This window comes from Rhodanobacter humi (genome assembly GCF_041107455.1).
Classification (GTDB): Bacteria; Pseudomonadota; Gammaproteobacteria; order Xanthomonadales; family Rhodanobacteraceae; genus Rhodanobacter_A.
Genome location: NZ_JBGBPY010000001.1, coordinates 1,668,648 through 1,691,700 on the forward strand (window position 1 = coordinate 1,668,648; position 23,053 = coordinate 1,691,700).

19 protein-coding genes are annotated in these 23,053 nt (G+C 69.1%); 2 read left to right on the forward strand and 17 right to left on the reverse strand.

Annotated features, from left to right (window positions below; genetic code table 11):
- Positions 1–59: 59 nt before the first annotated feature.
- From AB7878_RS07395 to AB7878_RS07440, 10 genes are all read right to left on the reverse strand, one after another.
- On the reverse strand, positions 60–2,057 hold the full coding sequence (locus tag AB7878_RS07395; RefSeq protein WP_369493742.1) for a tetratricopeptide repeat protein: 1,998 nt from the start codon (positions 2,055–2,057) through the stop codon (positions 60–62).
- On the reverse strand, positions 2,054–3,034 hold the full coding sequence (locus AB7878_RS07400; protein ID WP_369493743.1) for a VWA domain-containing protein: 981 nt from the start codon (positions 3,032–3,034) through the stop codon (positions 2,054–2,056). The genes AB7878_RS07395 and AB7878_RS07400 overlap by 4 nt, the downstream gene beginning before the upstream one ends.
- Entirely contained in the window at positions 3,027–3,557 is a 531-nt protein-coding gene (locus tag AB7878_RS07405) for a DUF4381 family protein (RefSeq protein ID WP_369493744.1), read from the reverse strand. Before AB7878_RS07405 ends, AB7878_RS07400 begins: the two co-directional genes overlap by 8 nt.
- On the reverse strand, positions 3,554–4,501 hold the full coding sequence (locus AB7878_RS07410; protein ID WP_369493745.1) for a DUF58 domain-containing protein: 948 nt from the start codon (positions 4,499–4,501) through the stop codon (positions 3,554–3,556). The genes AB7878_RS07405 and AB7878_RS07410 overlap by 4 nt, the downstream gene beginning before the upstream one ends.
- A complete protein-coding gene (locus AB7878_RS07415; RefSeq protein ID WP_369495739.1) occupies positions 4,498–5,493 on the reverse strand; it encodes an AAA family ATPase in 996 nt (331 codons plus the stop codon). The genes AB7878_RS07410 and AB7878_RS07415 overlap by 4 nt, the downstream gene beginning before the upstream one ends.
- Positions 5,494–5,630: 137 nt before the next feature.
- Entirely contained in the window at positions 5,631–7,904 is a 2,274-nt protein-coding gene (locus AB7878_RS07420; protein ID WP_369493746.1) for a type IV pilus secretin PilQ, read from the reverse strand.
- A 56-nt stretch (positions 7,905–7,960) separates the two neighbouring features.
- On the reverse strand, positions 7,961–8,497 hold the full coding sequence (locus AB7878_RS07425) for a pilus assembly protein PilP (RefSeq protein WP_369493747.1): 537 nt from the start codon (positions 8,495–8,497) through the stop codon (positions 7,961–7,963).
- Complete coding sequence (locus AB7878_RS07430) at positions 8,497–9,159, reverse strand: type IV pilus inner membrane component PilO (RefSeq protein WP_369493748.1); 663 nt, start codon at positions 9,157–9,159, stop codon at positions 8,497–8,499. Before AB7878_RS07430 ends, AB7878_RS07425 begins: the two co-directional genes overlap by 1 nt.
- Positions 9,156–9,887, reverse strand: coding sequence for a PilN domain-containing protein (locus AB7878_RS07435; RefSeq protein WP_369493749.1), 732 nt, complete (start codon positions 9,885–9,887; stop codon positions 9,156–9,158). Before AB7878_RS07435 ends, AB7878_RS07430 begins: the two co-directional genes overlap by 4 nt.
- Entirely contained in the window at positions 9,887–10,945 is a 1,059-nt protein-coding gene (locus AB7878_RS07440; RefSeq protein WP_077485010.1) for a pilus assembly protein PilM, read from the reverse strand. Before AB7878_RS07440 ends, AB7878_RS07435 begins: the two co-directional genes overlap by 1 nt.
- Positions 10,946–11,242: 297 nt before the next feature.
- Here AB7878_RS07440 and AB7878_RS07445 point away from each other — a divergent pair, with 297 nt between their 5' ends.
- Positions 11,243–13,771 (forward strand): penicillin-binding protein 1A, encoded by a 2,529-nt coding sequence (locus AB7878_RS07445; RefSeq protein WP_369493750.1) that lies wholly within the window; start codon positions 11,243–11,245, stop codon positions 13,769–13,771.
- A gap of 210 nt (positions 13,772–13,981) precedes the next feature.
- The gene (locus AB7878_RS07450; protein ID WP_369493751.1) at positions 13,982–14,668 is read left to right on the forward strand and encodes a hypothetical protein; all 687 of its coding nucleotides are present in this window, start codon (positions 13,982–13,984) and stop codon (positions 14,666–14,668) included.
- A 189-nt stretch (positions 14,669–14,857) separates the two neighbouring features.
- On the opposite strand, the gene AB7878_RS07455 is transcribed toward AB7878_RS07450, so the two are convergent.
- From AB7878_RS07455 to rpoZ, 7 genes are all read right to left on the reverse strand, one after another.
- Complete coding sequence (locus AB7878_RS07455) at positions 14,858–16,153, reverse strand: citrate synthase (protein WP_369493752.1); 1,296 nt, start codon at positions 16,151–16,153, stop codon at positions 14,858–14,860.
- 311 nt (positions 16,154–16,464) lie between these two features.
- A complete protein-coding gene (locus AB7878_RS07460) occupies positions 16,465–16,710 on the reverse strand; it encodes a type B 50S ribosomal protein L31 (protein WP_369493753.1) in 246 nt (81 codons plus the stop codon).
- Positions 16,711–16,783: 73 nt separating this feature from the next.
- Positions 16,784–17,716, reverse strand: coding sequence for a nucleoside hydrolase (locus tag AB7878_RS07465; RefSeq protein ID WP_369493754.1), 933 nt, complete (start codon positions 17,714–17,716; stop codon positions 16,784–16,786).
- A gap of 95 nt (positions 17,717–17,811) precedes the next feature.
- Positions 17,812–19,914 carry an ATP-dependent DNA helicase RecG gene (gene recG, locus AB7878_RS07470; protein WP_369493755.1) on the reverse strand — a complete coding sequence of 701 codons (2,103 nt, stop codon included), beginning with the start codon at positions 19,912–19,914 and terminating at the stop codon, positions 17,812–17,814.
- A gap of 16 nt (positions 19,915–19,930) precedes the next feature.
- Positions 19,931–20,314, reverse strand: coding sequence for a RidA family protein (locus tag AB7878_RS07475; protein WP_077484996.1), 384 nt, complete (start codon positions 20,312–20,314; stop codon positions 19,931–19,933).
- A gap of 106 nt (positions 20,315–20,420) precedes the next feature.
- On the reverse strand, positions 20,421–22,589 hold the full coding sequence (locus AB7878_RS07480; protein ID WP_369493756.1) for a RelA/SpoT family protein: 2,169 nt from the start codon (positions 22,587–22,589) through the stop codon (positions 20,421–20,423).
- A 127-nt stretch (positions 22,590–22,716) separates the two neighbouring features.
- On the reverse strand, positions 22,717–23,007 hold the full coding sequence (gene rpoZ / locus AB7878_RS07485) for a DNA-directed RNA polymerase subunit omega (protein WP_077484992.1): 291 nt from the start codon (positions 23,005–23,007) through the stop codon (positions 22,717–22,719).
- Positions 23,008–23,053: the final 46 nt, after the last annotated feature.

Genomic DNA, 23,053 nt, shown 5'->3' on the forward strand with positions numbered 1-23,053 from the left:
GCCAGGGATGGCCGCCCATTTGATCTTCGCGATCATGGACGAGCGCAAAAATAAAAACATCACGGCCCATCCTCGTCGGGTATGCCGCCGTGGCGGCGCTGGTATTCCAGCTCGAACTTGCGGCGCAGCAGCGCGCCCGGATCGTCGGGCACGCGCTGCAAGGCCTGGCGCAGGTCGGCTGGCAGTTTCGACTGCGGATCGTCGGCGCCGTCCGCGCCGAGCTGGTGCGTGGGCGGCTGTTTCGTCGTCGATGGGCCGGCAGCGCCCAGCTCCTTGTCCAGCTGCTGCTTCAGCGCCTGCTGCGCCTTCGCGGTCTGCGCCTGTTGCGCGGCCTGTTGTTCGGGCGTGGACTGCGACTGGTCCGGTGACGTGGCGGACCGGTCCGAAGATTTCCCTTCGGTCGGCTTCGACGGGTCTTGCGGCGATTGGCCCGCACCGTCCGACGAGTCCTGCGGCTTCTGCGACTGCGCCGGATTGTTGTCTTGTGGCGAAGACTGGCCGGACTCGCCGCCGTTCCCGTCCTGTCCGTTCTTGTCCTGTCCGTTCTTGTCCCGGTCGTTCTTGTCCTGGCCGTTTTTGTCCTGGCCGTTCCGGCCCGGCTGGTCCTTGCCCTGCCCGCTGTCGCTTCCCTGCCCCTGCGACGAAGACGAGCCGCCTTGCTTCTGCTGCTGCGGCGACGACTGCTTCTGCGGCGGCTGCTTGCGCAGCCAGTCCTCGACCGCCTGCCGGTTCGCCTGCGCGTCGGCGTTCGCGGGATCGAGCTGCAGCGCGTGGTCGTAGGCCTTGATCGCATCCTCGTACCTACCTTCGCGCGCCAGCGCATTGCCGAGGTTGTAGGCGGCGTCGCCGCCCGGCGCTTCATGCAGCGCCCGCGCGGCGGCGGCATAGTCGCCCGCGCGGTAGGCTGCCGCGCCACGCCACGCCGGGTCCTTCGCCAGCTGCATCGCCTGTTTCGCGTCATCCCGCTTCAGCGCCTGCGCCGCCTGCTGGTCGCGGCGTTGCCACAGGTCGCGCCACGTCGTCGCATGCGCGGTGCCCGGCAGCATCGGCAGCAGCACCAGCGGCAACAGCAGCAGCCAGCCGCGGCGGAACGCCAGCGCCGCCAGCGGCAGCAGGAGCAGCAGCAGCCAGGGACCGCGGTCCTGCCATTCGTCGCCAACCTGGCCCTGCGCCGCTTGCGTGGAACCTGCGCGCAGCTCGCCCTTCAGCGCGGCGACGTCGCCATCGTCCGCGCTCATCGCCACGTAGCGGCCGCCGCCCGCCGCGGCCACGGCAGCCAGCGCCGCATCGTCGCGAGCGGCCAGCTGCAGATCACCCTTTGCATCGTGCAGGAAGCCGCCGCCCGGCAGCGGCACCGGCGCGCCGTGCAGCGTGCCCACGCCGAGCACGGAGACACGCACGCCTTCGCTGCGCGCCTGGCGCGCGGCAGCCTGCGCCGCCGTGCCCGCGGTGTCGGCGATCAGCACCAGCGAACCGCCACCGACCTTGGCGTCGCGGATCAGTGCGGCGCCGCGCGCGATCGCCGCCGCCGCGTTGTCGCCGTCCGCCGGCATGGTGTCCGGTGCCATCGCGTCGAGCAGGGTGCCGAGGCTGTGCACGTCGGAAGTGAGCGGCGCCACCACGAAGGCCTCGCCGGCGTAGCCCACCAGCGCGTTGAGGCCGTCACGGTTCGCCGTCAGCAGGTCGTGCGCCTTGAAGCGTGCGCGATCGATGCGGCTGGGCGCCACGTCATGCGACAGCATGCGCTGCGACAGCGAGATCGCCACCACCTGGGCGGCGCGGCGCGCGTAAAGCGGCTGTTCGACGCGACTCCACGCGGGTCCTGCCAGCGCCAGCACGGCCAGCAGCCAGGCCAGCGCGAGCAGACCCAGCGGCAGGCGTTGCCGCGCGGATCGTCCCTGCAACAGCGACGACAGCAGTTCCGCATCGACCAGCCGCGACAAGGCCTGCAGGCCGCGGCTGCGACGGGACGCTTGCCACAGCAGCCACGGCAGCACGACCAACGCGCACAGCCACCAGGGCCGGAGGAAATGGAACTGGGCCAGCGCCGCGCTCATGCCGCCGCCTCCGCCGCCCGCCAGCGCGGCAGCGCGGCCAGCAGCCACAGCAGCAGCGCGGCGGCGAGCGGCCAGGTGAACCACTCCTGGCGCGGCCGCAGGGTCGGACCGTGCTGCGGCATCGGTTCCAGCGCATCGATGGCGCGGTAGGCATCGGCGAGCTGGTCGCTGTCGGTGGCGCGGAAGAAGCGGCCGCCGGTCTCGTCGGCGATCTTCGTCAGCATCCCGGCGTCGAGATCGGCGGAGGGATTGACGATCTGGCTGCCGAAGAAGCCCGGCACGCGCATGCGGGTGGCGCCGATGCCCACGGTGTAGATGCGCACGCCGGCCGCCTTGGCGGCGCGCGCGGCTTCCAGCGGCGTGATGCTGCCCGCGTTGTTGACGCCGTCGGTGAGCAACACCAGCACCCGCGCCTGCTCGGGCAACGCGGACAATCGCTTCACCGCGATCGCGATCGCGTCGCCGATCGCCGTCTCGCTGCCGGCCAGGCCCACCGCCGCGCCCTGCAGCTGCGCGCGTACCGCATCGAGATCCCAGGTGAGCGGTGTCACCAGAAAGGCCTGGCTGCCGAACAGGATCAGGCCCATCTCGTCGCCGCGGCGGCGGTCGATGAAGTTGCCGGCGATCGCCTTCACCGCGCCGAAGCGGCTCACCGACTGGCCGGCCAATTCCATATCCGGCGTGCGCATGCTGCCGGAGAGATCCACCGCGAGGAACAAGGCACGACCGCTGCGCTGCTGCGCCTGCGGCGGTCCCACCCACTGCGGACGCGCCGCCGCGGCCGCCAGGCACAGCCAGGCCAGCGCCAGCAGCCAAGGCGTGAAGCTGCGCACCGTGCCACCAGCGGCGTCGGCAAGGCGCAGGCCCGGCTGCGGCAGATGCAGCGCCTGCCCCGGCGTGACGGGCGGCAGCACGCGCCGCAGCAGCCAGGGCAACGGCAGCAGCAAGAACAGCCAGGGCCAGGCGAACTCAAACATGCTCCGGCTCCGACGCCACGCGCTTCCACGCGCGCGGCCTGGCGGCGGCGTGCAGCCACGCGCGCGCGGCAGCGAGGACAGCCGGCGCGTCGAGCGCGCCGCGCGGGCGGTACATCGCCGATTCCAGCGCAACAAGCCGGGTGAGCGTTGCGGGCTGCACCGGCACCCGCGCCAGCGTGGCGTGCCACGCTGCGCCGCGCTGCTGCGTCGCCGCGCCGTCATGGATGCGCGCCACCCGGCGCAGCAGTTGCTGCAGCGCAGCCGCCAGCTCGGCATCGTCGCCATCGCGCACATGCCGCTGCGCATGATGCTCCAGTTCGTCCAGCCATTGCCGGCGCCGTTGCTGCAGGCGGCGTTGACGCCGCCACAGCCACGCCAGCGCGATGCAGCCCAGCAAGACCAGTGCCGCCAGCAGCCACCAGCCCGGCGCAGGCGGCCACCACGGCGGCGCGGGCGGCAGGTGGATGTCGCGCAGCACCGGGCCGGTCGACGCTGGCGGTGGCGCTGGCGGTGACGGCATCATCGCCGCGTCCTCGTCGCGCCCAGCAGTTCACCTGCCGCCGGCAGCGGATCGTCGCGCGTGTCGAGTACGCGGCAACGCAGGCCCGTGGCGCGCGCCAGCGTCTCCAGCCGCGCCGGCCCCACGCCCAGCGCCTGCTGGAACTCGCGCCGTTGGCGTTCGCCCAGCAGCAGCACGTCGCGGCGCTCGCCGTCATGCTCCAGCGGATAGCGGCCCGCCGGTGGCGGCGCGCGCTCCAGCGCGTCGGCCAGCACCAGCACGCCGACGCCGGCACGCGTCTTGAGATCAAGCAAGTGCTGCCGCGCCTCGACATCCGCGCTGAAGCCATCACTGAGCAGCAGCACGCGGCTGGCGCCATGCTGCAGCCGGCGCGCGCGCAGCAAGGCGGCGGACAGCGGCTCGGCACGCTCCGCGGGTGGCAGCGCATCCCATTCCGCCAGCGCGCCGCACACCGCCAGTGCGCTGTGCGCACCGCCCTGCGGGCGCAGCAGGCGATCGTGCCCGCCGAAAGCCATCAGGCCCACGCGTTCGCCGGCGCGTACCGCCAGCCACGCGGCGATGGCGGCGGCGCGCGCGGCCTGCACCGACTTGAAGCGGGTGCGGGTGCCGAAGCGCAGGCTGGCGTGGGTGTCCAGCAGGATCAGCAGGCGCCCCTCGCGTTCCTCCTGGTACAGCTTGGTGTGCAGCTTGCCGCTGCGCGCGGTGAGCCGCCAATCCATCCGTCGCACGTCGTCGCCGGGCTGGTAGGCACGCGACTCGGCATAGTCCATGCCGCGGCCGTACAGGCGACTGGACTGCTGGCCGCTGCGTTCCGAGCGGCTTTGCACGGAAGCCAGTTTCGCGCGACCGGCGCGCGCGCCCAGCGCGATCAGCTCGGCCAGCGATACGCGCGTGCGGCCGTCGCCGTCGACGCGATCCGGCAAGGTGGCGTCCGCTGCTGCAATCACGGCAGCGGCACGAGATCCAGCAGCCGGGCGATCACCTGGTCGCTGCGCACGCCTTCGGCCTCGGCCTCGTAGCTGAGCAGCACGCGATGACGCAGCGCCTCGTGCACGATCGCGTGTACGTCCTCAGGCAGCACGTAGTCGCGCCCGGCCAGCCAGGCCTGCGCGCGGGCGCAACGGTCCAGCGCGATGGTGGCGCGCGGGCTGGCGCCCCAGGCGATCCAGCGCTTCAGCTCCGACCCGTAGCGGCCGGCGTCGCGCGTGGCCAGCACCAGCTGGACGACGTATTCCTCCAGCGCCGGGGCCATGTGCACCGCCATCGCGGCATCGCGCGCGGCGAACACCTCGGCCTGGCCGAGCACGGCCGCCGGCGCGGGCGCCGGATGCGCGCGCCGGCTGGCCTGCTCGCGGGCGAGCCTGAGGATCGCCAGCTCCGACGCGGCATCCGGATAGCCGATGGTGACGTGCAGCAGGAAACGATCGAGCTGCGCCTCGGGCAGCGCGAACGTGCCCTCCTGCTCGATCGGGTTCTGCGTCGCCATCACCATGAACAGGTCCGGCAGCGGCCGGGTGCTGCGGCCCACGGTGATCTGGTGCTCGGCCATCGCTTCCAGCAGCGCCGACTGCACCTTGGCTGGCGCGCGGTTGATCTCGTCGGCCAGCACGATGTTGTGGAACAGCGGGCCGCGCTCGAACTCGAAGCTGCCGCTCTGCGGGCGGAACACATCGGTGCCGGTGAGATCGGCGGGCAGCAGGTCGGGCGTGAACTGCACGCGGTGAAAATCCGCCTCGATGCGCGCGGCCAGCGCCTTCACCGCGGTGGTCTTGGCCAGGCCCGGCGCGCCCTCCACCAGCAGGTGGCCGTCGGCGAGCAGCGCCACCAGCAGGCAGTCGACCAGCTTCGGCTGGCCGATGATGCAGGCCTGCAGCTCGTCGCGCAGCCGCGCGAAGGCTTGCTGCAGGCTGCTGCGGGGCGGTGTTTCGGGCATGTCCATCATGGGGATTCCGGCGTCAGGTCGCCGCTATCGACCGCAGCGGAGCCCGGAAGTTTAGTCGACGGCACCCGCGCATTCAGGTGCGCAACGCAAAGAGGCGGCCGAAGCCGCCTCTTTGCGTTGCGCGAACGCGACGCTTATTGCAGCGAATCGTTGAGGATGCGCGGCGTCACGAAGATCAGCAGTTCCGCCTTGGTGTTGTTGCGGTAGGTGTTGCGGAACAGGTAGCCGATGCCCGGGATGTCGCCGAGACCCGGCACCTTGGTGACCGTGTTGTTCTTGTTGATCTCGTAGATGCCGCCCAGCACCACGGTCTGGCCGTTGTCCACCAGTACCGAGGTGTTCACCGACTGGGTGTTGATCTGCGGCACCGTGCCGTTCGGCGTGGAGAGGAACTTCGCCAACGAGTCCTTCTTCACGTTGATCGCGAGGTAGACGCGGTTGTCCGCGGTGATCGTCGGCGTGACCTTGAGCTCCAGCACCGCATCCTTGAATTGCACCGAGGCCGTGGGTGCGGCGGTGCCGCCGATGCCGCCCTGGTAGGTGACGTAGCCGATCTCCTGGCCTTGGCGGATCACTGCCTCCTGCTGGTTCGCGGTGACCACGCGCGGGCTGGAGATCACCTCGCCACGGCCCTCGGTCTGCGCCGCCGACAGCTCCAGGTCCAGTGCGTAGTTCTTGCCGAGGATGGCCAGGCCCAGTACTCCCGAGGCCGCCGAATTCGTCACCGGCAGGTTCACGTTGAGGCCGGTGCCGCCGCCCAGGGTGGTATTGGCGGCTGAGCTCCCGGAGTTATTGAGGGTGGTACCACCGCCAGGATTGTTGTACGAGACGGTGGGGGGCGTGGTGCCGTTGTTGCCCAGCGCGCTGCCGTTGGCGCCGCCGATCTGCAGCACCTGGCCGCTGGGATTGGTGCGCTGGCCGTTCGCACCCCACTTCACGCCCAGCTCGCGGGTGAAGTCGTCGCTGGCAATCACCACGCGCGACTCGATCAGCACCTGCTGCACCGGCTTGTCCAGCACCGCGACCAGCTGGCGGATCTGCTCGGTCTTCTCGGCGGTGTCGTTGAGCAGCAGGGTGTTGGTGCGCTCGTCGTAGGAGACGCTGCCGCGTGCCGACAGGAAGCCGCGCGAGACACCGGCGCCGCCGGCGCTCGCACCACCACCGCCAGTGCTCTGCTTGCTGTCGGTGGTGAGCAGCTTGGCGATATCGGCCGCCTTGCCGTAGCTGATCGGGATATAGGTGGTGACCAGCGGCGCGTTGTCCTCGGCCTTCATGCGGGCCGCGGCAAGGTCTTCCTCATACTTCGCCAGCTCCTGCTGCGGCGCCACCCAGATCACGTTGCCGTCGCGCCGCTTGTCCAGGCCCTTGGCGCGCAGGATCACGTCCAGCGCCTGGTCCCAGGGCACGTTCACCAGACGCAGCGTGATGCTGCCGGTGACGCTGTCGGCCGCCACGATGTTGAGGTGCGAGGTATCGGCGATCAGCTGCAGCACCGAGCGCACCGGGATGTCCTGGAAGTTGAAGGTGGCGCGCGTGCCGCTGTAGGCCGCGTGCTGGTCCGGCGCCAGCCGGCCGCCGGCTGCGGTGCTCTCGCCCTTCTTGGCCGCCACCTCGACCACGTACTGGTTGCCTTCCTGGTACGCCGAGGTATCCACCACGCCCTTGGTGGTAATCGTCATCTGCACGCCGCCGGCGGCGCCGGTGCGGGTGTTGATCGATTGCACCGGGGTGGCGAAGTCCAGCGTATCCAGCCGCTGCGCGAGGTTCGCCGGCACGCTGACATTGGGAATGCTGACCTCGACCTTGTCGCCGATCGTGCGCATCTGTGCATCGGCACCCGGACCGCTGAAGCTGACCAGCACGCGGCCCTGGCCGTTCGCGCCGCGGCGGAAGTCGACGGCGGTGACGCTGAGGCCGCCGGAGGCGGTCGCCGGCAGGTGCTTGGACGGATCGATGTTCGCCGCGGTAGTGACGCTGCGCTGCACCGGCGCCGGGGCGGCGGCGGTCTGCGGCGCACTGCCGTTGGCCACGGTGATCACCAGACTATTGCCTTCGACCGCCGACTGGTACGACGCCGGACGCATCAGCTCCACGATGACCCGGGTGCGGTTGCCGGCCGACACTGCCGAGACGCCGGAGGTGGCGCCCTGGCCGATGTCCGTATGCCGCTGCGCGGTGGTGCCGGTGTCGGCGAAATCGATCGCGATGCGCGCCGGGCTGTCGGTGGTGAAGATGCGCGGCTGCGGCACCGCACCGGCGAAGTTCAGGTGCAGCTGCACGCTGCCGCCGGGCAGCGTGGTGTAGCTGATGTCCTTCAGCGTGCTGCTGGAGGCAGCCAGCACGGTCTGGCTGAAGCCCGCACCGGCGAGCAGCAGCAACGACAGGAGACAGCGAATGGTGTGGCGCATGACCCGGCCCCGGACAGATTGAATGTGGTTGCTCATTGCATCAGCCCCTGTGTCCCCTATTTCTCGCCGAGTGCGATGCTGGCCGGACGTTCCATCCAGCCACCATTGCCGTTGGATACCAGTTCGGTCAGATCGATGTGGTCATCGCTGATGGCGTTGATGCGGCCGTAGTTCTGGCCCATGTATTCGCCGCGGTGCACCGGGTGGATCACGCCACTGGGATCCTTGATAAGTGCCTCGATGCCCGGACCGGTGCCGATCGTGCCGACCATCTTCAGGCTGTCCAGCGCGAACATCTCCAGCGGCTGCTTGGGCCGGTTCTGGTCCGGTCGCGGCCCGCTGGTGGCGACCGACTGTTCCGCAGCGCTGGGACCGAACGGATCGCGAAGATCCTGGTCCGCGTAGGTGAAGGTCTCGAAGGTCTTGATCACCGGCAGCGGCGGGATCGGCGCACCCTTCTTCGCCTTCTGCTGGGCGATCCATTCGCGCAGGTCCGAGGTGCCGCGGGTGCAGCCCCCCAGCATCAGCGCGACGAGCAGCAGCAGGGCGACACGCGCCAGCACGGATGGCTTGATGGCAGTGGACAGCTTCATCACTTGCGCCCCCCTGCCTTGGCCGGATTCTTCTTCGCCTCGGCGGCGGCCTCGTCCTCGTCCAGATAGCGATAGGTCTTCACCGTGCCCTGCAGCACCAGCTGGCCATCGGTGGAGGTGCCGTCCTTGCTTGCGTGTTCAGGCGTCAGCGACACGTCGTGCATGGTCAGGATCACCACGCGCGGCAGCGAGGCGACGCCGCTGATGAAGGTGCCGAACTGGTGGTAGGAGCCCACCATCTTCAGTTGGATCGGCTTCTCGGCGTAGAAGTCCTTCGGCACCTCGGGCTGCGGCACGAAGGAGTCGACCTGCAGGCCGGCCGACAGCGCGGTCTGCGAGATGTCGATCAGCAGCTCGGGCATCTCGGTCTTGCTGGGCAGCTGGCGCAGCAGCTGGCGCAGCATGTCCTTCATCTCGTCAAGCTGCTGCTGCAGCGCGTCGAGGTTCACCGCCTTGGCCTGCTTGGTGGTGAACTCCTGCCTGAGCTGGGTCTCCTTGCCCGCCAGCGAGGCCAGATCGTCCTGCTGGCTGCTGACGTAGAAGTACCAGCCGAGCAGCACCACCAGCCCGAACAGCAGCACGCTGAAGAAGATCTTGACCGACTGCGGCCAGCCACCGATGTTGTTGCGGTCGAGACCGCGCAGATCGTCGAGGAGTTTCATGCCTTGGCTCCTCCCTTGACGGCTGCGGCGGCCGGTTTGTTTTCAGGCGCCGGCGCGGCCGCCGGCTTGACGGCAGGCGCGACGGCATGCGCGGGCGGCAGGGAGTCGGGGACGCTGGCGGCATGTGCCGATGCCGCCGCCGACCCCGCTTCGGCCGGCGCGCCAGCGGCGCCGGCATCGTCCGGCTTCGGCTTGCTCAGCTTCACGCTCACGCCGAAGCCGTAGGGCATGCGCGAGGCATCGTGGTTGTTGATCGTGCTGCGCAGGTCGACGTGGCCCATCCACGGCGACACCTCGATGTTGCGCATGTATTCGGCCACGCTGGCGTTGGATTGCGCCACGCCGTCCAGCGACATGGTGTCGCCGGCCTGCTTGAGCGAGGTGAGGCGCACGCTGGAGGGAATCGTCTTCACCAGCTCGTCGAACAGGTGCACCATCTTCGAGCGGTCGGACTGCAGCTGCTCGATGATCTGCTTGCGCGCCAGCAGGTGCTCGCGCACCTTCTCCAGATCCTTGATCTTGTCGATCTTGACGTCGAGCTGCTTGATCTCGCCCTGCAGGATCGCGTTGCGGTCGTTCTGGTTGTCGACGCGCGCGCTCATCCAGATCGCCCACAGCAGCACGAAGCCCAGCCCGGCCACGAAGGCGCCGCCGAGCTGGCCGTAGAACTCGCGTTCGCGCAGCTTGCGCCGCTCCGCACGCCAGGGAAGGAGGTTGACGTGGGCCATCAGTCGAAACTCCTCAGGGCGAGGCCGACCGCGATCATCAGCGCCGGCGCATCCTGGGACAGCGACTGTCCCTGCACCTTCGGCGACATCGACATGCGCGCCAGCGGATTGGCCACCACGCAGGGCACGCCGACGTGTTCCTCGAGCATCGCGGCGATGCCGTCGATGGTGGCGCAGCCGCCGGCCAGCACCACCTGGTCGACCTTGCTGTATTCGCTGCCAGCGAAGAAGAACTGCAGCAGGCGGCTGACCTGCTGCACCAGCGATTCCTTGAACGGTTCCAGTGCCTCGCTGTGGTAGGACTCGGGGAGGCCGCCCTTGCGCTTGGCGCGACCGGCTTCCTCGTAGGAGAGCCCGTAGCGGCGCATGATCTCGTCGGTGAGCTGCTTGCCGCCGAACACCTGTTCGCGCGAGTAGATCGTGCGCTGGTTGCGCAGCACCGACAGCGTGGTCATGGTCGCGCCCACGTCGACCACCGCGACCAGTGCGTCACGTCCCACGTTGAGCTGGTCGGTGAGCAGGGCGAACGCGTTCTCCATCGCGAACGCCTCCACGTCGACCACCTTGGCGGTGAGGCCGCCGAGTTCCAGCGCGGCCACGCGCATGTCCACGTTCTCGGTGCGCGAAGCAGCGAGCAGGATGCTGTTCATCTCGGGGTTGTCGCGCACCGGACCCAGCACCTCGAAGTCGAGGCTCACCTCGTCGATCGGGTAGGGGATGTATTGGTTCGCCTCGACCTGGATCTGGCCTTCCAGGTCTTCCTCGGAGAGCTCGCTCGGCATCGGGATGATGCGGGTGATCACCGCCGAGCCGGCCACGGCGGCGGAGGCATGCTTGAGCTTGGAGCCGGAGCGCGCCAGCGCGCGGCGGATCGCCTCGCCCACCGCCTCGACTTCGACGATGTTCTTCTCGACCACGGCGTTCGGCGGCAGCGGCTCGACCGCGTAATGCTCGACGCGGTAGCGCCCGCCCGCCTGGCTGAGCTGCAGCAGCTTGACGGCGGTCGAGCTGATGTCGACGCCGATCAGCGCCGGCTTCTTGGGTGTGAAGAGCCCCACGGTGTTTCCCCCTTTGCCCCTGGCGCCAGCGGCCGGATTTCCGACCGATGTGCGCTGGCATTAGATAGAAAATTTAACGTCCCTGCAATGGCCTGCCGCAGTTTTCTCAAGTGTTTCCCGTGATGGCCCCCACATTTGGGCTACCGCCTTCGCACAGCGTGACGGAGGCCTCGTTTCGGTCTCGACGCACGATTTTGCGGCCAAGGCGGGTCTGCTACCGCAGATATACCCCTCCAAGGTGGTCTGCGGCACAACCCCTATACTCTGTCGGGTTTCGATACGGGCCATTCCCCACACATGCGTATTCTCAAGCGTCTGCTGCGCTGGGCTCTGATCCTGGCGTTCTCGGGTTTTCTGCTGGCAGTTCTCGCGGTCGGGGTGGCGTACTGGCTGGTGGCGCCGCGGCTGCCCTCGGTGGCGGTGCTGAAGGATTACCACATGCAGGTGCCGCTGCGCGTGGAAAGCGCCGACGGCAAGCTGATCGCCAGCTTCGGCGAGACCCGGCGCATCCCGGTGGCGATCGCCGGGGTGCCGGCCAACCTCAAACACGCGGTGCTGTCGGCCGAAGATGCCGATTTCTACCACCACCCCGGCGTCGACTGGCGCGGTATCGCGCGCGCAGGCTGGCACGTGCTCATCACCGGCGGCGACAAGGGTCCCGGCGGTTCCACCATCACCCAGCAGGTCGCGCGGAATTTCTTCCTGAGCCCGGAGAAGCTGTACTCGCGCAAGCTCACCGAAATCTTCATCGCGTTGCGCATCGAGCATGAGCTCTCGAAGGATCAGATCCTCGAGCTCTACCTCAACAAGATGTTCCTAGGCCACCGCTCCTACGGCGTGGCCGCGGCGGCCTCGTACTACTACGGCAAGACGCTGGACCAGCTCACGATCGCGCAGTGCGCGGCGATCGCCTCCACCTTCCAGCTGCCCTCGGTGGTGAATCCGCTGAACAGCCCGCCGCGCCTGCTGGCGCGGCGCAACTGGGTGCTGGGCGAGATGTTCAAGCACCGCTACATCACCGAGGCGCAATACCAGGCCGCGATCGCCGAGCCGAACGACGCGGCGCCGCACGAGGCGCCGATCCAGGTGGATGCGCCCTACCTCGCCGAGATGGTGCGCCGGCAGGTGCTGGACCGCCTCGGCAACGACGCGCTCACCGAGGGCTACGTGGTGAAGACCACGATCCAGAGCGCGCGTCAGCAGGCCGCGGTGGAAGCGGTGCGCAAGGGCCTGATCGACTACGACCAGCGCCACGGCTGGCGCGGCCCGGAGGCGCACCAGGACCTGGCCGCCGACGCCGGCGCGCAGGACTACCAGCATGCGCTCGCCGGCTACACCGACATCTCCGGCCTCGACCCGGCACTGGTCGTCGCCAGCACCGCCGACGCGGCCACGCTGTTCCTGCCCTCGGGCCAGAACATCCGGCTCGACCTCGCCACGCTGGCGTGGGCACGGCCGTACGTCAACGACAGTCGCACCGGTCCCGCGCCGACGCGGGTGGACGCGGTGCTCAAGCGCGGCGACATCGTGCGCGTGGCGCAGGACGCCAAGGGCGCCTGGCAACTGACGCAGATTCCCGCCGTGCAAGGTGCGCTGGCCTCGATCCGACCGGAGGACGGCGCGGTCGAGGCGCTGGTGGGCGGTTTCAGCTTCACCCGCAGCAAGTTCAACCGCGCGGTGATGGCGGCGCGCCAGCCCGGCTCCAGCTTCAAGCCCTATCTGTACTCGGCGGCGTTCGACCACGGCTTCACGCCCGCGTCGATCATCAACGACGCGCCGATCGCGCTGCCCGACCCCTCGCGCCCCGGCGGCCTGTGGACGCCGAACAACGACGACGACAAGTTCGCCGGCCCGATGCGCCTGCGCGAGGCGCTGGTGCAGTCGAAGAACCTGGTCTCGGTCCGCCTGCTCGACGCGATCGGCGTGCGCTACGCGCGCGAGTTCATCACCCGCTTCGGCTTCCCGCTCGACGCGCTGCCGGCGAACCTGTCGATGGCGCTGGGCACCGCCTCGGTGTCGCCGATGAACATGGCGCGCGGTTACGCGGTGTTCGCCAACGGCGGCTACCTGGTCACGCCCTACTTCATCAGCGAGATCGACGACCGCAGCGGCAAGCCGGTCTACCTCGCCAACCCCGCGCGCGCCTGCCGCGAATGCCAGGAACGCCTGCTGGAAAACACGCCGCCCGGACCGCCGCCGGCGGACATGGGCAAGCGCCCGGCCAACAGCCTCGCGGAGACTTCCAGCGCCGCGGCGCCGGCCAGCGCCGCCAGCGTCGACGACTCCGGCGTGGAGACCCTGCCGGCCGACGCCCACGGCACCGGCGCGCATCCGCCGGTGCTGGCGCCGCACGTGCTCGGCCCGCGCACCGACTTCCTGATCACCTCGCTGATGAAGGACGTGATCCTGCGCGGCACCGGCGCCGCCGCCAAGGCGCTGGATCGCCCCGACCTCGCCGGCAAGACCGGCTCCACCAACGACCACCGCGACGCCTGGTTCGTGGGCTTCGACGGCAACATCTCCACTTCGGTGTGGGTGGGCTTCGACAATTACGGCTCGCTGGGCCGTGGCGAGTTCGGCGCCAAGGCCGCGCTGCCGATCTGGATGGACTACATGGGCACGGCGCTCAAGGACGTGCCGGAGAACTCGCTGCCGATGCCGCCGGGCATCGCCACCGTGCTGATCGACCGTTCCAGCGGCCTGCCGACCACGTCGGACGATCCGGACAGCATGAACGAATTCTTCAAGGTCGAGGACGTGGACCGCCTGCGCAGCCAGGCCACCCAGCAGCAGCAGGAACAGCAGAACCCGTACAACATCTTCTGATCCGTACGGGGCCTCGAACAACCGCCGTCCCGACAGTTGCTCGAGTCAGCGAGCCCGGCACATGTCCGGACTCGCTTCCGCCGATCAAGCACGTACGTGCTTGATCGCGCGCGGCACATCCCTGTGCCGCAGGGCAGCCAGGGGTAGCAGGCTGTTCCCGCATTCCACCGCTTGCGCTAGTCTGGACGCGCAAGCGGCGGAGGAATCGACATGGCCCGAGGCGAACATCACCGCATCCATGCAAGCGACCGCCAGCAGCGCAACCGGCGGCGCGTGGCGCAGGAAGCGGCCCGCCTGATGAGCGAGCACGGCATCCGCGACTTCCACCGCGCCAAGCTCAAGGCCGCCGAGCGGCTGGGCATCCTCGATACCCAGGCGCTGCCGCGCAACCAGGAGATCGAGCAGGCGTTGCGCGAGCACCAGCGCCTGTTCCTCGCCGACAGCCAGCCGCAGCTGCTGCGCGCGCGCCGCGAGGCGGCGCTGGAGGCGATGCGCTTCCTCGCCCGCTTCGAGCCGCGCTTGGTCGGCGCCGTACTGGACGGCACCGCCGACGCGCATTCGGCGATCTGCCTGCACGTGTTCAGCGACGATCCCGACGCGGTGCACCGCTACCTGCACGAGCACGGCGTGCCGTACGAGACGCAGACGCGCCGCCTGCGCACCAGCCGCGACGAGCAGGCCGAATTCCCGGTGCTGTTGTTCGCCGCCGACGCGCTGCCGTTCGACCTCACCGTGCTGCCGCGCGACGCGTTGCGCCAGGCGCCGCTGGACCGCGTGGACGAGAAGCCGATGCACCGCGCCGGGCTGGCCGCGGTGGAGGCCCTGCTGGCCGAGGACGGCGACACGGACGAGCTGGAGCGCATGCTGGCGCGGGCTCAGTGTTGCAATCGTCCCTGATCGCGAAAAAATCGCCCGGAGCGATTTTTGACATCGCGCCAGCGATGGCCCGAAGGGCGACCGTCAAGGATGGTGGTCGCAGAATCAAACGGGCGGCCATCCATGGCCGCACTTTTCAAAAACCCACGATCACCCGTGCAAAAAAACGCCCGGCATGCCGGGCGTTTCGTCGGGCTGGCAAGCTGCGGATCAGCGCTTGTCCGACGCCACGTAGTCGCGCACGTCGTGGCCGGTGTAGATCTGGCGCGGACGGCCGATGCGGGCGCCGGGGGTTTCGTGCTGCTCGATCCAGTGCGCGATCCAGCCAGCGGTGCGGGCGATCGCGAACATCACGGTGAACATCTCGGTGGGGATGCCCAGCGCCTTGTAGATGATGCCCGAGTAGAAGTCCACGTTCGGATACAGCTTGCGCTCGACGAAGTACTCATCCTTCAACGCGGCCTCCTCCAGCTTCATCGCCACGTCCAGCAGCGGGTCGCTGACGCCCAGCTCGGCGAGCACCTTGTGGCACATCTCGCGGATGATCTTCGCGCGCGGGTCGAAGTTCTTGTACACCCGGTGGCCGAAGCCCATCAGGCGGAAGCTGTCGTTCTTGTCCTTCGCGCGCAGGATCGCCGACTCGACGTTGTCCGGCGTGCCGATTTCCTTGAGCTGCTTGAGCACCGCCTCGTTGGCGCCGCCGTGCGCGGGACCCCACAGCGCGGTGATGCCCGCGGCAATCGAGGCGTACGGGTTGGCACCGGTGGAGCCGACCAGGCGCACGGTCGAGGTCGACGCGTTCTGCTCGTGGTCGGCGTGCAGGATGAACAGCAGGTCCAGCGCCCTGGCCGCCACCGGACTCATCTGCAGCGGCTCGCTCGGCACCTCGAACATCATGTGCAGGAAGCGGTCGACGTACTCGAGGTTGTTGCGCGGATAGCGGAACGGCCAGCCGATCGAATAGCGGTAGCAGGCGGCGGCGATCGTCGGCATCTTCGCGATCAGACGGATCGCGGCGAGCTTGCGGTCGGCCGGGTTCTCGACGTCGAGATCGTCGTGGTAGAACGCCGACAGCGAGGCCACCGCGGCAGCCAGCATGGCCATCGGATGCGCGTCGTGGTGGAAGCCCTGGAAGAAGTTCTTCAGCGACTCGTGCATCATCGTGTGATGCGCGACGTCGTGCTCGAAGCCGGCGAACTCGGCCGGCTTCGGCAACTCGCCGTTGAGCAGCAGGTAGGCCACCTCGAGGAAACTGGACTTCTCGGCCAGCTGCTCGATCGGGTAGCCGCGGTACAGCAGCACGCCCTGGTCGCCGTCGATGTAGGTGATCGCGCTCTTGGTGCTGGCGGTCGAGCCGTAGCCCACGTCGTAGGTGAAGTGGCCGGTGTCCTTGTACAGCGTGCCGATGTCGATGCAAGCCGGACCGAGGGTGCCGGTGACCAGCGGCAACGTGCTGCTGCGCTGAGTCGACTCATCCACCAGCTTGACAGTCTTGGGATCGGACACGGGAACCTCCTTAGCATGGGTCGTCGTCGACCGGAGCCACGGGGCAGCACCAACCGGCGGGGGAACGGGCATCGTGCCGGGGAAAGCATCGATGCGATCCGGGCATTATCGCATATCGATCGACCAGACATGCGTCCGCGGATGGTCGTACGCGGGACGCAAAAAATCGCCTGGAGCGATTTTTGACATCGCGCCAACGATGGCCCGAAGGGCGCCTGCCACGGATGGCGGGCGCAAAAACGCACGGGGCAGGCCATGCCTGCCCCGTGCGCGAATGCATCCAGCGGTCGCCGCGATGCGGCGGCGCGCGCTTACTTCTGCGCGTAACGCTTGCGGAACTTGTCCACGCGGCCACCGACGTCCAGCGTCTTCTGCTTGCCGGTGTAGAACGGGTGCGAATGGCTGGAGATATCCACCTTGATCAGCGGGTACTCGTTGCCGTCCTGCCACTTGACGGTGTCCTTGGCGCTGATCGTCGAACGCGTCAGGAACGCGAAGTCGGACGACAGATCCTGGAACACCACCGGGCGGTAATTCGGATGGATATCGGGCTTCATGACGGGCTCAATGCAACGTGAAAAGAGGACAAGTTTACCCAGCCGTGCGGCGTTGCGTCAACCACCGCGGCCGTCACGCCACCCCCAGCGCCTTGCGCACCATCGCCGCGAACCGGGCCTGGTCCACCTCCAGCACGATGCGCGCCTGCGCGGGCCGACCCAGCCGGTTCGCCCAGTCCACCACGGTGGCGCCACGGGTGAGCCGACCGTCCAGCTCCACCGCCACCGCCCGGATCTCGCTGCGCGTGACGATGGAGGGATCGATCGCCACCGCCATCGCCAGCGCATCGGCGGCGACCACGCCGCTGCGGTCGTGCTTGGCGTTGTAGTCGCGCGCGGTGCGGAACACCTTGCCGAAAAACGCCGCGCGCTGGTCGCCCGTCGCCAGCCAGGCATCGAATTCGGCGTCGTCGAAGCCGTGGCGCAGGGTGGCCTCCCAGTCGACCAGGTCGAACCGGGAAAACGCCTCGAACACCACGTGTGCGGCTTCGGGGTCGAAGCCGATGTTGAACTCCGCAGGAATCCTGCCGGTGTTGCCATGGCCGGTCACAGCACCACCCATCACCACCAACCGTTTGACCCGCTGCGGCAAGGTCGGATCGAGCCGCAACGCCAGCGCGAGATTGGTCAGCGGCGCCAGCGCCACCAGGGTCAGTTCGCCGGGACGTTCGCGGGTGAGCCTGAGCAGCGCCAGCGCAGCCACCTCGCCTTCTGCCGCAGCCTTCGGCTCGGGAAAGCCCACGTCGCCGAGACCGTCCATGCCGTGCACGAAGGCAGCATCTTCGTCCGGCGCGCGCACCAGCGGCGTGGCGCAGCCGGCGAACACCGGGAACGTCGCGCCCAGCAGGTCGCGCAAGGTGCGTGCGTTGCGCACGGTATGGCCCAGGCCCACGTTGCCGGCGGCCACGCTCAGCGCCGCGATGTCGGCATGCGCGTGCGCCATCATGATGGCCAGCGCGTCGTCCACGCCGGGGTCGGTGTCGATCAGCAGTTGCGGTATGGTCATGGCCGACTTTTCCTCGGAAAAGTCGGCAAGTCTAACTCAGCATGCTCCAGGCAATTCTGCAGCTACCACTGCCCCGCGCTCGCACAATACCCACGCTACGCCCGCGCATAGCGCGCCGCACCGCCGATCCAGCGCGCGATCAGCCGATCCGCCTCGCGCGGGTGCGCGGCCAGCAGGCGCTCGCCCACCTGCTGCACCGCGGGCAGCAGATGGGCGTCGCGCGACAGGTCGGCGATGCGGAAGCTGAGCTGGCCGGTCTGTCGCGTGCCCAGCACTTCGCCGGGGCCGCGCAATTCCAGGTCCTTTTCGGCGATGCGGAAGCCGTCGTTGGTCTCGCGCATCACCGCCAGCCGTTCGCGCGCCAGCTGGCCCAGCGGCGGCTGGTACAGCAGCACGCAGTTCGAAGCCACCGCACCGCGCCCCACCCGTCCGCGCAACTGGTGCAGCTGGGCCAGGCCCAGCCGCTCGCTGTTCTCGATCACCATCAGGCTGGCGTTGGGCACGTCCACGCCCACCTCGATCACCGTGGTGGCGACCAGCACGGCCAGCTCGCCGGCCTTGAACGCATCCATCACCGCCTGCTTGTCTTTGGGCTTCAGGCGACCGTGGATCAGGCCCACCTTGCAGCCGGCGAGCGCGGCGGAAAGCTCCGCATGCGCCACCTCGGCGGCCTGTGCGCGCAGCTGCTCGGATTCCTCGATCAGGGTGCACACCCAGTAGGCCTGTCGCCCCTCGGCACACGCCACGCGGATGCGCTCGATCACTTCGGCACGGCGCGCGTTGGACACCGCCACGGTCTGCACCGGCGTTCGGCCGGGCGGCAGTTCGTCGATCGCGGAGACGTCAAGGTCGGCATAGGCGCTCATCGCCAGCGTGCGCGGGATCGGGGTCGCGGTGAGTACCAACTGGTGCGGCACCTCGCCACGCGCGCGGTCGACGCCCTTGTCGTGCAGCGCGAGGCGTTGCTGCACGCCGAAGCGGTGCTGCTCGTCCACGATCACCAGGCCCAGCCGCGCGAAGGCCACGTCTTCCTGCATCAATGCATGCGTGCCCACCGTCACCGGCGCACCCGCGGCCACGCGATGCATCGCCGCCTGCCGCGCCTTGCCCTGCTGCTTGCCGGCCAGCCACTCCACCTCCACGCCCAGTGGCGTCAGCCAGTGGCGGAAGTTGCGCAGGTGCTGTTCGGCCAGCAGCTCGGTGGGCGCCATCAGCGCCACCTGGCGGCCCGATTCCACCGCGGCCAGCGCGGCCAGTGCGGCGACCACGGTCTTGCCCGAGCCCACGTCGCCCTGCACCAGCCGCAGCATCGGGCTCGCTTGCGCGAGATCGCGGCGCACTTCCGCGTCCACGCGCTGCTGCGCGGCGGTGAGCGCGAACGGCAGCGCGGCGAGCAATTGCCGGCGCAATGCACCGGCGACGGCGAGCGACGGTGCGCGACGCCGCTGCATCGCGGCGCGCATCCGCTTCAGGCTCAGGTGCTGGGTCAGCAGTTCCTCGAAGGCAAGGCGCTGCTGCGCGGGGTGGCGACCGTGCAGCAAGAGGTCGAGCCGCGCATCGGGCGGCGGCCGGTGCACGGTGAGCAGCGCCTCGCGCAGCGAGGCGAGGCCGTGCGCCGCGCACAGTTCATGCGGGATCAGCTCCAGCACCGGTTCCGGCGGCAGCAGCGCCAGCGCCTTGGCGATCACGCCGGCCAGTCGTTTCTGGCCCAGGCCTTCGGTCGTGGGATAGACCGGGCTCAACCGGTCCTCCACCGCCACGGCCTCGCCGGCGGCCAGCCGACGATACTGCGGGTGCACCATCTCCAGGCCTTGCGCGGCAAAGCGCGCCTCGCCGAAGCACAGCAGGCGCGTGCCCGGCGCGAGTTGCTCGGCCTGCGCGCGATTGAAGTGGAAGAAGCGCAGCTGCAGGGTCTGCCGCGAGTCGTCGGCGATCGCCACCTTCAGTTGCGGGCGGTAGCGGAAGCCGCGCTCCACCGCCTCGACCGTGCCCACCACCTGCGCGCTCTGGCCGGGGCGCAGGTCGGCGATGGCGGTGACGCGGGTGCGGTCTTCGTAGCGCAGCGGCAAGTGGAACCACAGGTCCTGCACGCGTTCCAGCCCGAGCTTGTGCAGCAGGGCCGCGAGCGCCGGACCCACGCCTGGCAGCGACGACACGGGTTGCGCGCCCGCGTCCGTTGCAGCGGCGGCGACGTTCATCGCCACGCGGAACGGATCAGCCCAGCACCATGATCGCGTCCACTTCCACCTGCACCCCCTTGGGCAGCGCGGAGACCTCGATGGTGGCGCGCGCGGGGTACGGCGCCTGGAAGTACTCGGCCATCACCGCGTTCACCGCGGCGAAGTTCGCCAGATCGGTGACGTAGATGCCCACGCGCACGAACTGCGCCAGCGAGCCGCCGGCGGCCTGCGCCACCGCCACCAGGTTGTCGAACACGCGGCGCGTCTGCGCCGTGATGTCACCCTCGACCACGTTGCCGGTGGCCGGATCGAGCGGGATCTGGCCGGAGAAATACACGGTGTCGCCGGCACGCACGGCCTGCGAATAGGGGCCGATGGCAGCGGGAGCTTCCGTGGTGGCGATGATCTGGCGGGACATGGGTTTTCCTCAGGGTCAGGGATTGGGGTATCGGAAAGGCCCAAGCGTAGCGCGCGCGAGTGCGGGCTCGCCAGCCGACGCCCTGTTTCCCATTCCCTATTCCCGGCTACAAGGGATATCGATACACCCCGCTCACCACGCCGGTGCGGCGCACTCGGCGGATCACGTCGGCGAGATGCTTGCGGTTCTTCACCTCGATCGCGAACAGCAGGGTGGCGGCGGCGAGGTCGCGCTCGGCGTATTCCACGTTGTCGATGTTGGAGTCGGCCGCCGCGATCGCCGCGGCGATGGTGGCGAGCACGCCGGGGCGGTTGATCACCTCGATGCGCAGCTCGGCACGGTAGTCGCCCTGCACGTCGTGGTCCCACTCGATTGCCACGCAGCGCTCCGGCGACTTGCGCAGCTCGGCCACGTTCGGGCATTCCTCGCGGTGCACCACGATGCCCTTGCCCGGCGACAGGTAGCCCATGATCGGATCGCCCGGCAGCGGATGGCAGCAGTTCGCGAAGCTGAGCACGCCGCGCTCGGCGCCGGTGATGCGGATCTTCTCGTGCACCGGGCTGGCGCCGGGCGCCGCGTCGTCGGACTGGCCGTCGCGCAGCGCAAGCAGGTGGCGCGCCACCACGTCGGGCATGCGGTTGCCCAGCGCGATCTCGGCCAGCAGTTCCTCCAGCCGCTTCAGCCGGATCTCGTGCAGGAAACGGTCCAGCACTTCGGTCGGAATCGCGTCGAGGCTACTGCTGCGCGCCTCCAGCGCGCGGTCGAGCATGCGATGGCCGAAGTCCACCGCGTCCTCGTGCTGCAGGTGCTTCAGGTACTGGCGGATCGCGGTGCGCGCCTTGCCGGTGACCACCGACTCCAGCCAGGCCGGGTTCGGCACCGCCGACGGCGCGGTGATGATCTCCACCAGCTGGCCGGATTCCAGCCGCGTGCGCAGTGGCAGCAGCTTCTTGTCCACGCGCGCGGCCACCGCGTGGTCGCCCACGTCGGTGTGCACGGCGTAGGCGAAATCCAGCGCGGTGGCGTTGCGCGGCAGCGAGAGGATGTCGCCGCGCGGGGTGAACAGGTAGACCTCGTCGGGGAACAGGTCGATCTTGACGTTCTCGATGAACTCGTCCGACGAGGCGGTGTTGACCTGGCTGTCGGCCAGCGAGGACAGCCACTCGCGGGCACGCGCCTGCGCGCTGTTGGCCGGACCGGAATCGGTCTTGTACGCCCAATGCGCGGCCACGCCGCGCTCGGCCACCGAATCCATCTCGGCGGTGCGAATCTGCACCTCGATCGGCGCGCCGAACGGCCCCAGCAGCACGGTATGCAGCGACTGGTAGCCGTTCGCCTTCGGGATCGCGATGAAGTCCTTGAAGCGGCGGTCGACCGGCTTGTACAGCCCGTGCACCACGCCCAGCGCCATGTAGCAATTCATCGCGCTCTCGACCACCACGCGGAAGCCGTACACGTCCATCAGCTGGGCGAAACTCTTGTGCTCGCTGTGCATCTTCGAATAGATGCTCCACGGCGACTTGATGCGCCCCACCACGCGCGCCGGCAGGTGCTCGGCGGCCAGCCGCTGCGACAGCGCGGTCTCGATCCGGCCCATTGCCTCGCGGCGGTTGCCCAGCGCCGCGCGGATGCGCTCGCTGATGACGCGGTAGCGGTCCGGGTGCAACGCGCGGAAGCCGAGGTCCTGCAGCTCGGCCTTGATCTTGTTCATGCCCAGGCGCTGGGCGATCGGCGCGTAGATCTCCAGCGTCTCGCGCGCGATGCGGCGGCGCGAGGGCGGGTCCTTCGCACCCAGCGTGCGCATGTTGTGCAGGCGGTCGGCGAGCTTGATCAGGATCACGCGCAGGTCGCGTGCCATCGCCAGCAGCATCTTGCGGAAGCTCTCCGCATCGGCCTCCTGGCGGCTGCCGAAGCGCATCTTGTCCAGCTTGGTGACGCCGTCGACCAGTTCGGCCACGGTCTCGCCGAACTCGCCGGCCAGCGCGCTGCGGCTGAGCGCGGTGTCTTCCAGGGTGTCGTGCAGAATCGCCGCGATGATGGTCTCGGCATCCATGCCCAGCTCGGCGAGGATGCCGGCCACGGCGACCGGGTGGGTGATGTAGGGCTCGCCGCTCTTGCGGGTCTGGCCTTCGTGCGCCTGCGCGCCGACCTGGAATGCGCGCAGCACGCGCTCAAGTTGCGGCGCCGGCAGATAGCCGAGCTGGTCCTTCAGCGCCTGCACGTAGGGCGGCAGCGCAGCGGGGTCGATGACGGTTGGCGTGCTGGCGGCGGTCATGGCTGGACGCGCCGACGGGGTCGCGCCGACGGCGCGGTCATGCAGCTGGGTGGAACGCGGCCGGCCGCGCGTGCAAGCACATCGGCCGCCCCGATGCGATGCGTGCGCGGTCTACAGCCGCCCTCCATCAATCGTCGCCGACCTTGGACAGATCGTCGTCCACCTCGGCGGCGGCCCATTCCAGCGCCTCGCGTTCGGCGCGCTCGCGTTCGGCCTTGTCGATCTCGTCGATGGTGGCCTGGTCGATGCGGCGACCGGCGATCTCGCGCAGCGCCAGCACGGAGGGCTTGTCATTGTCGGGATTGACCGCCGGTTCGGCACCCTTGGCGAGCTGACGGGCGCGCTTGGTCGCCATCAGCACCAGCTCGAATCGGTTGTCGACCACCTCGAGGCAGTCCTCCACGGTAATGCGTGCCATGCCAAATCCTCAAAAAAATAGAGACTTATACAGGTCGCCAGTGTAG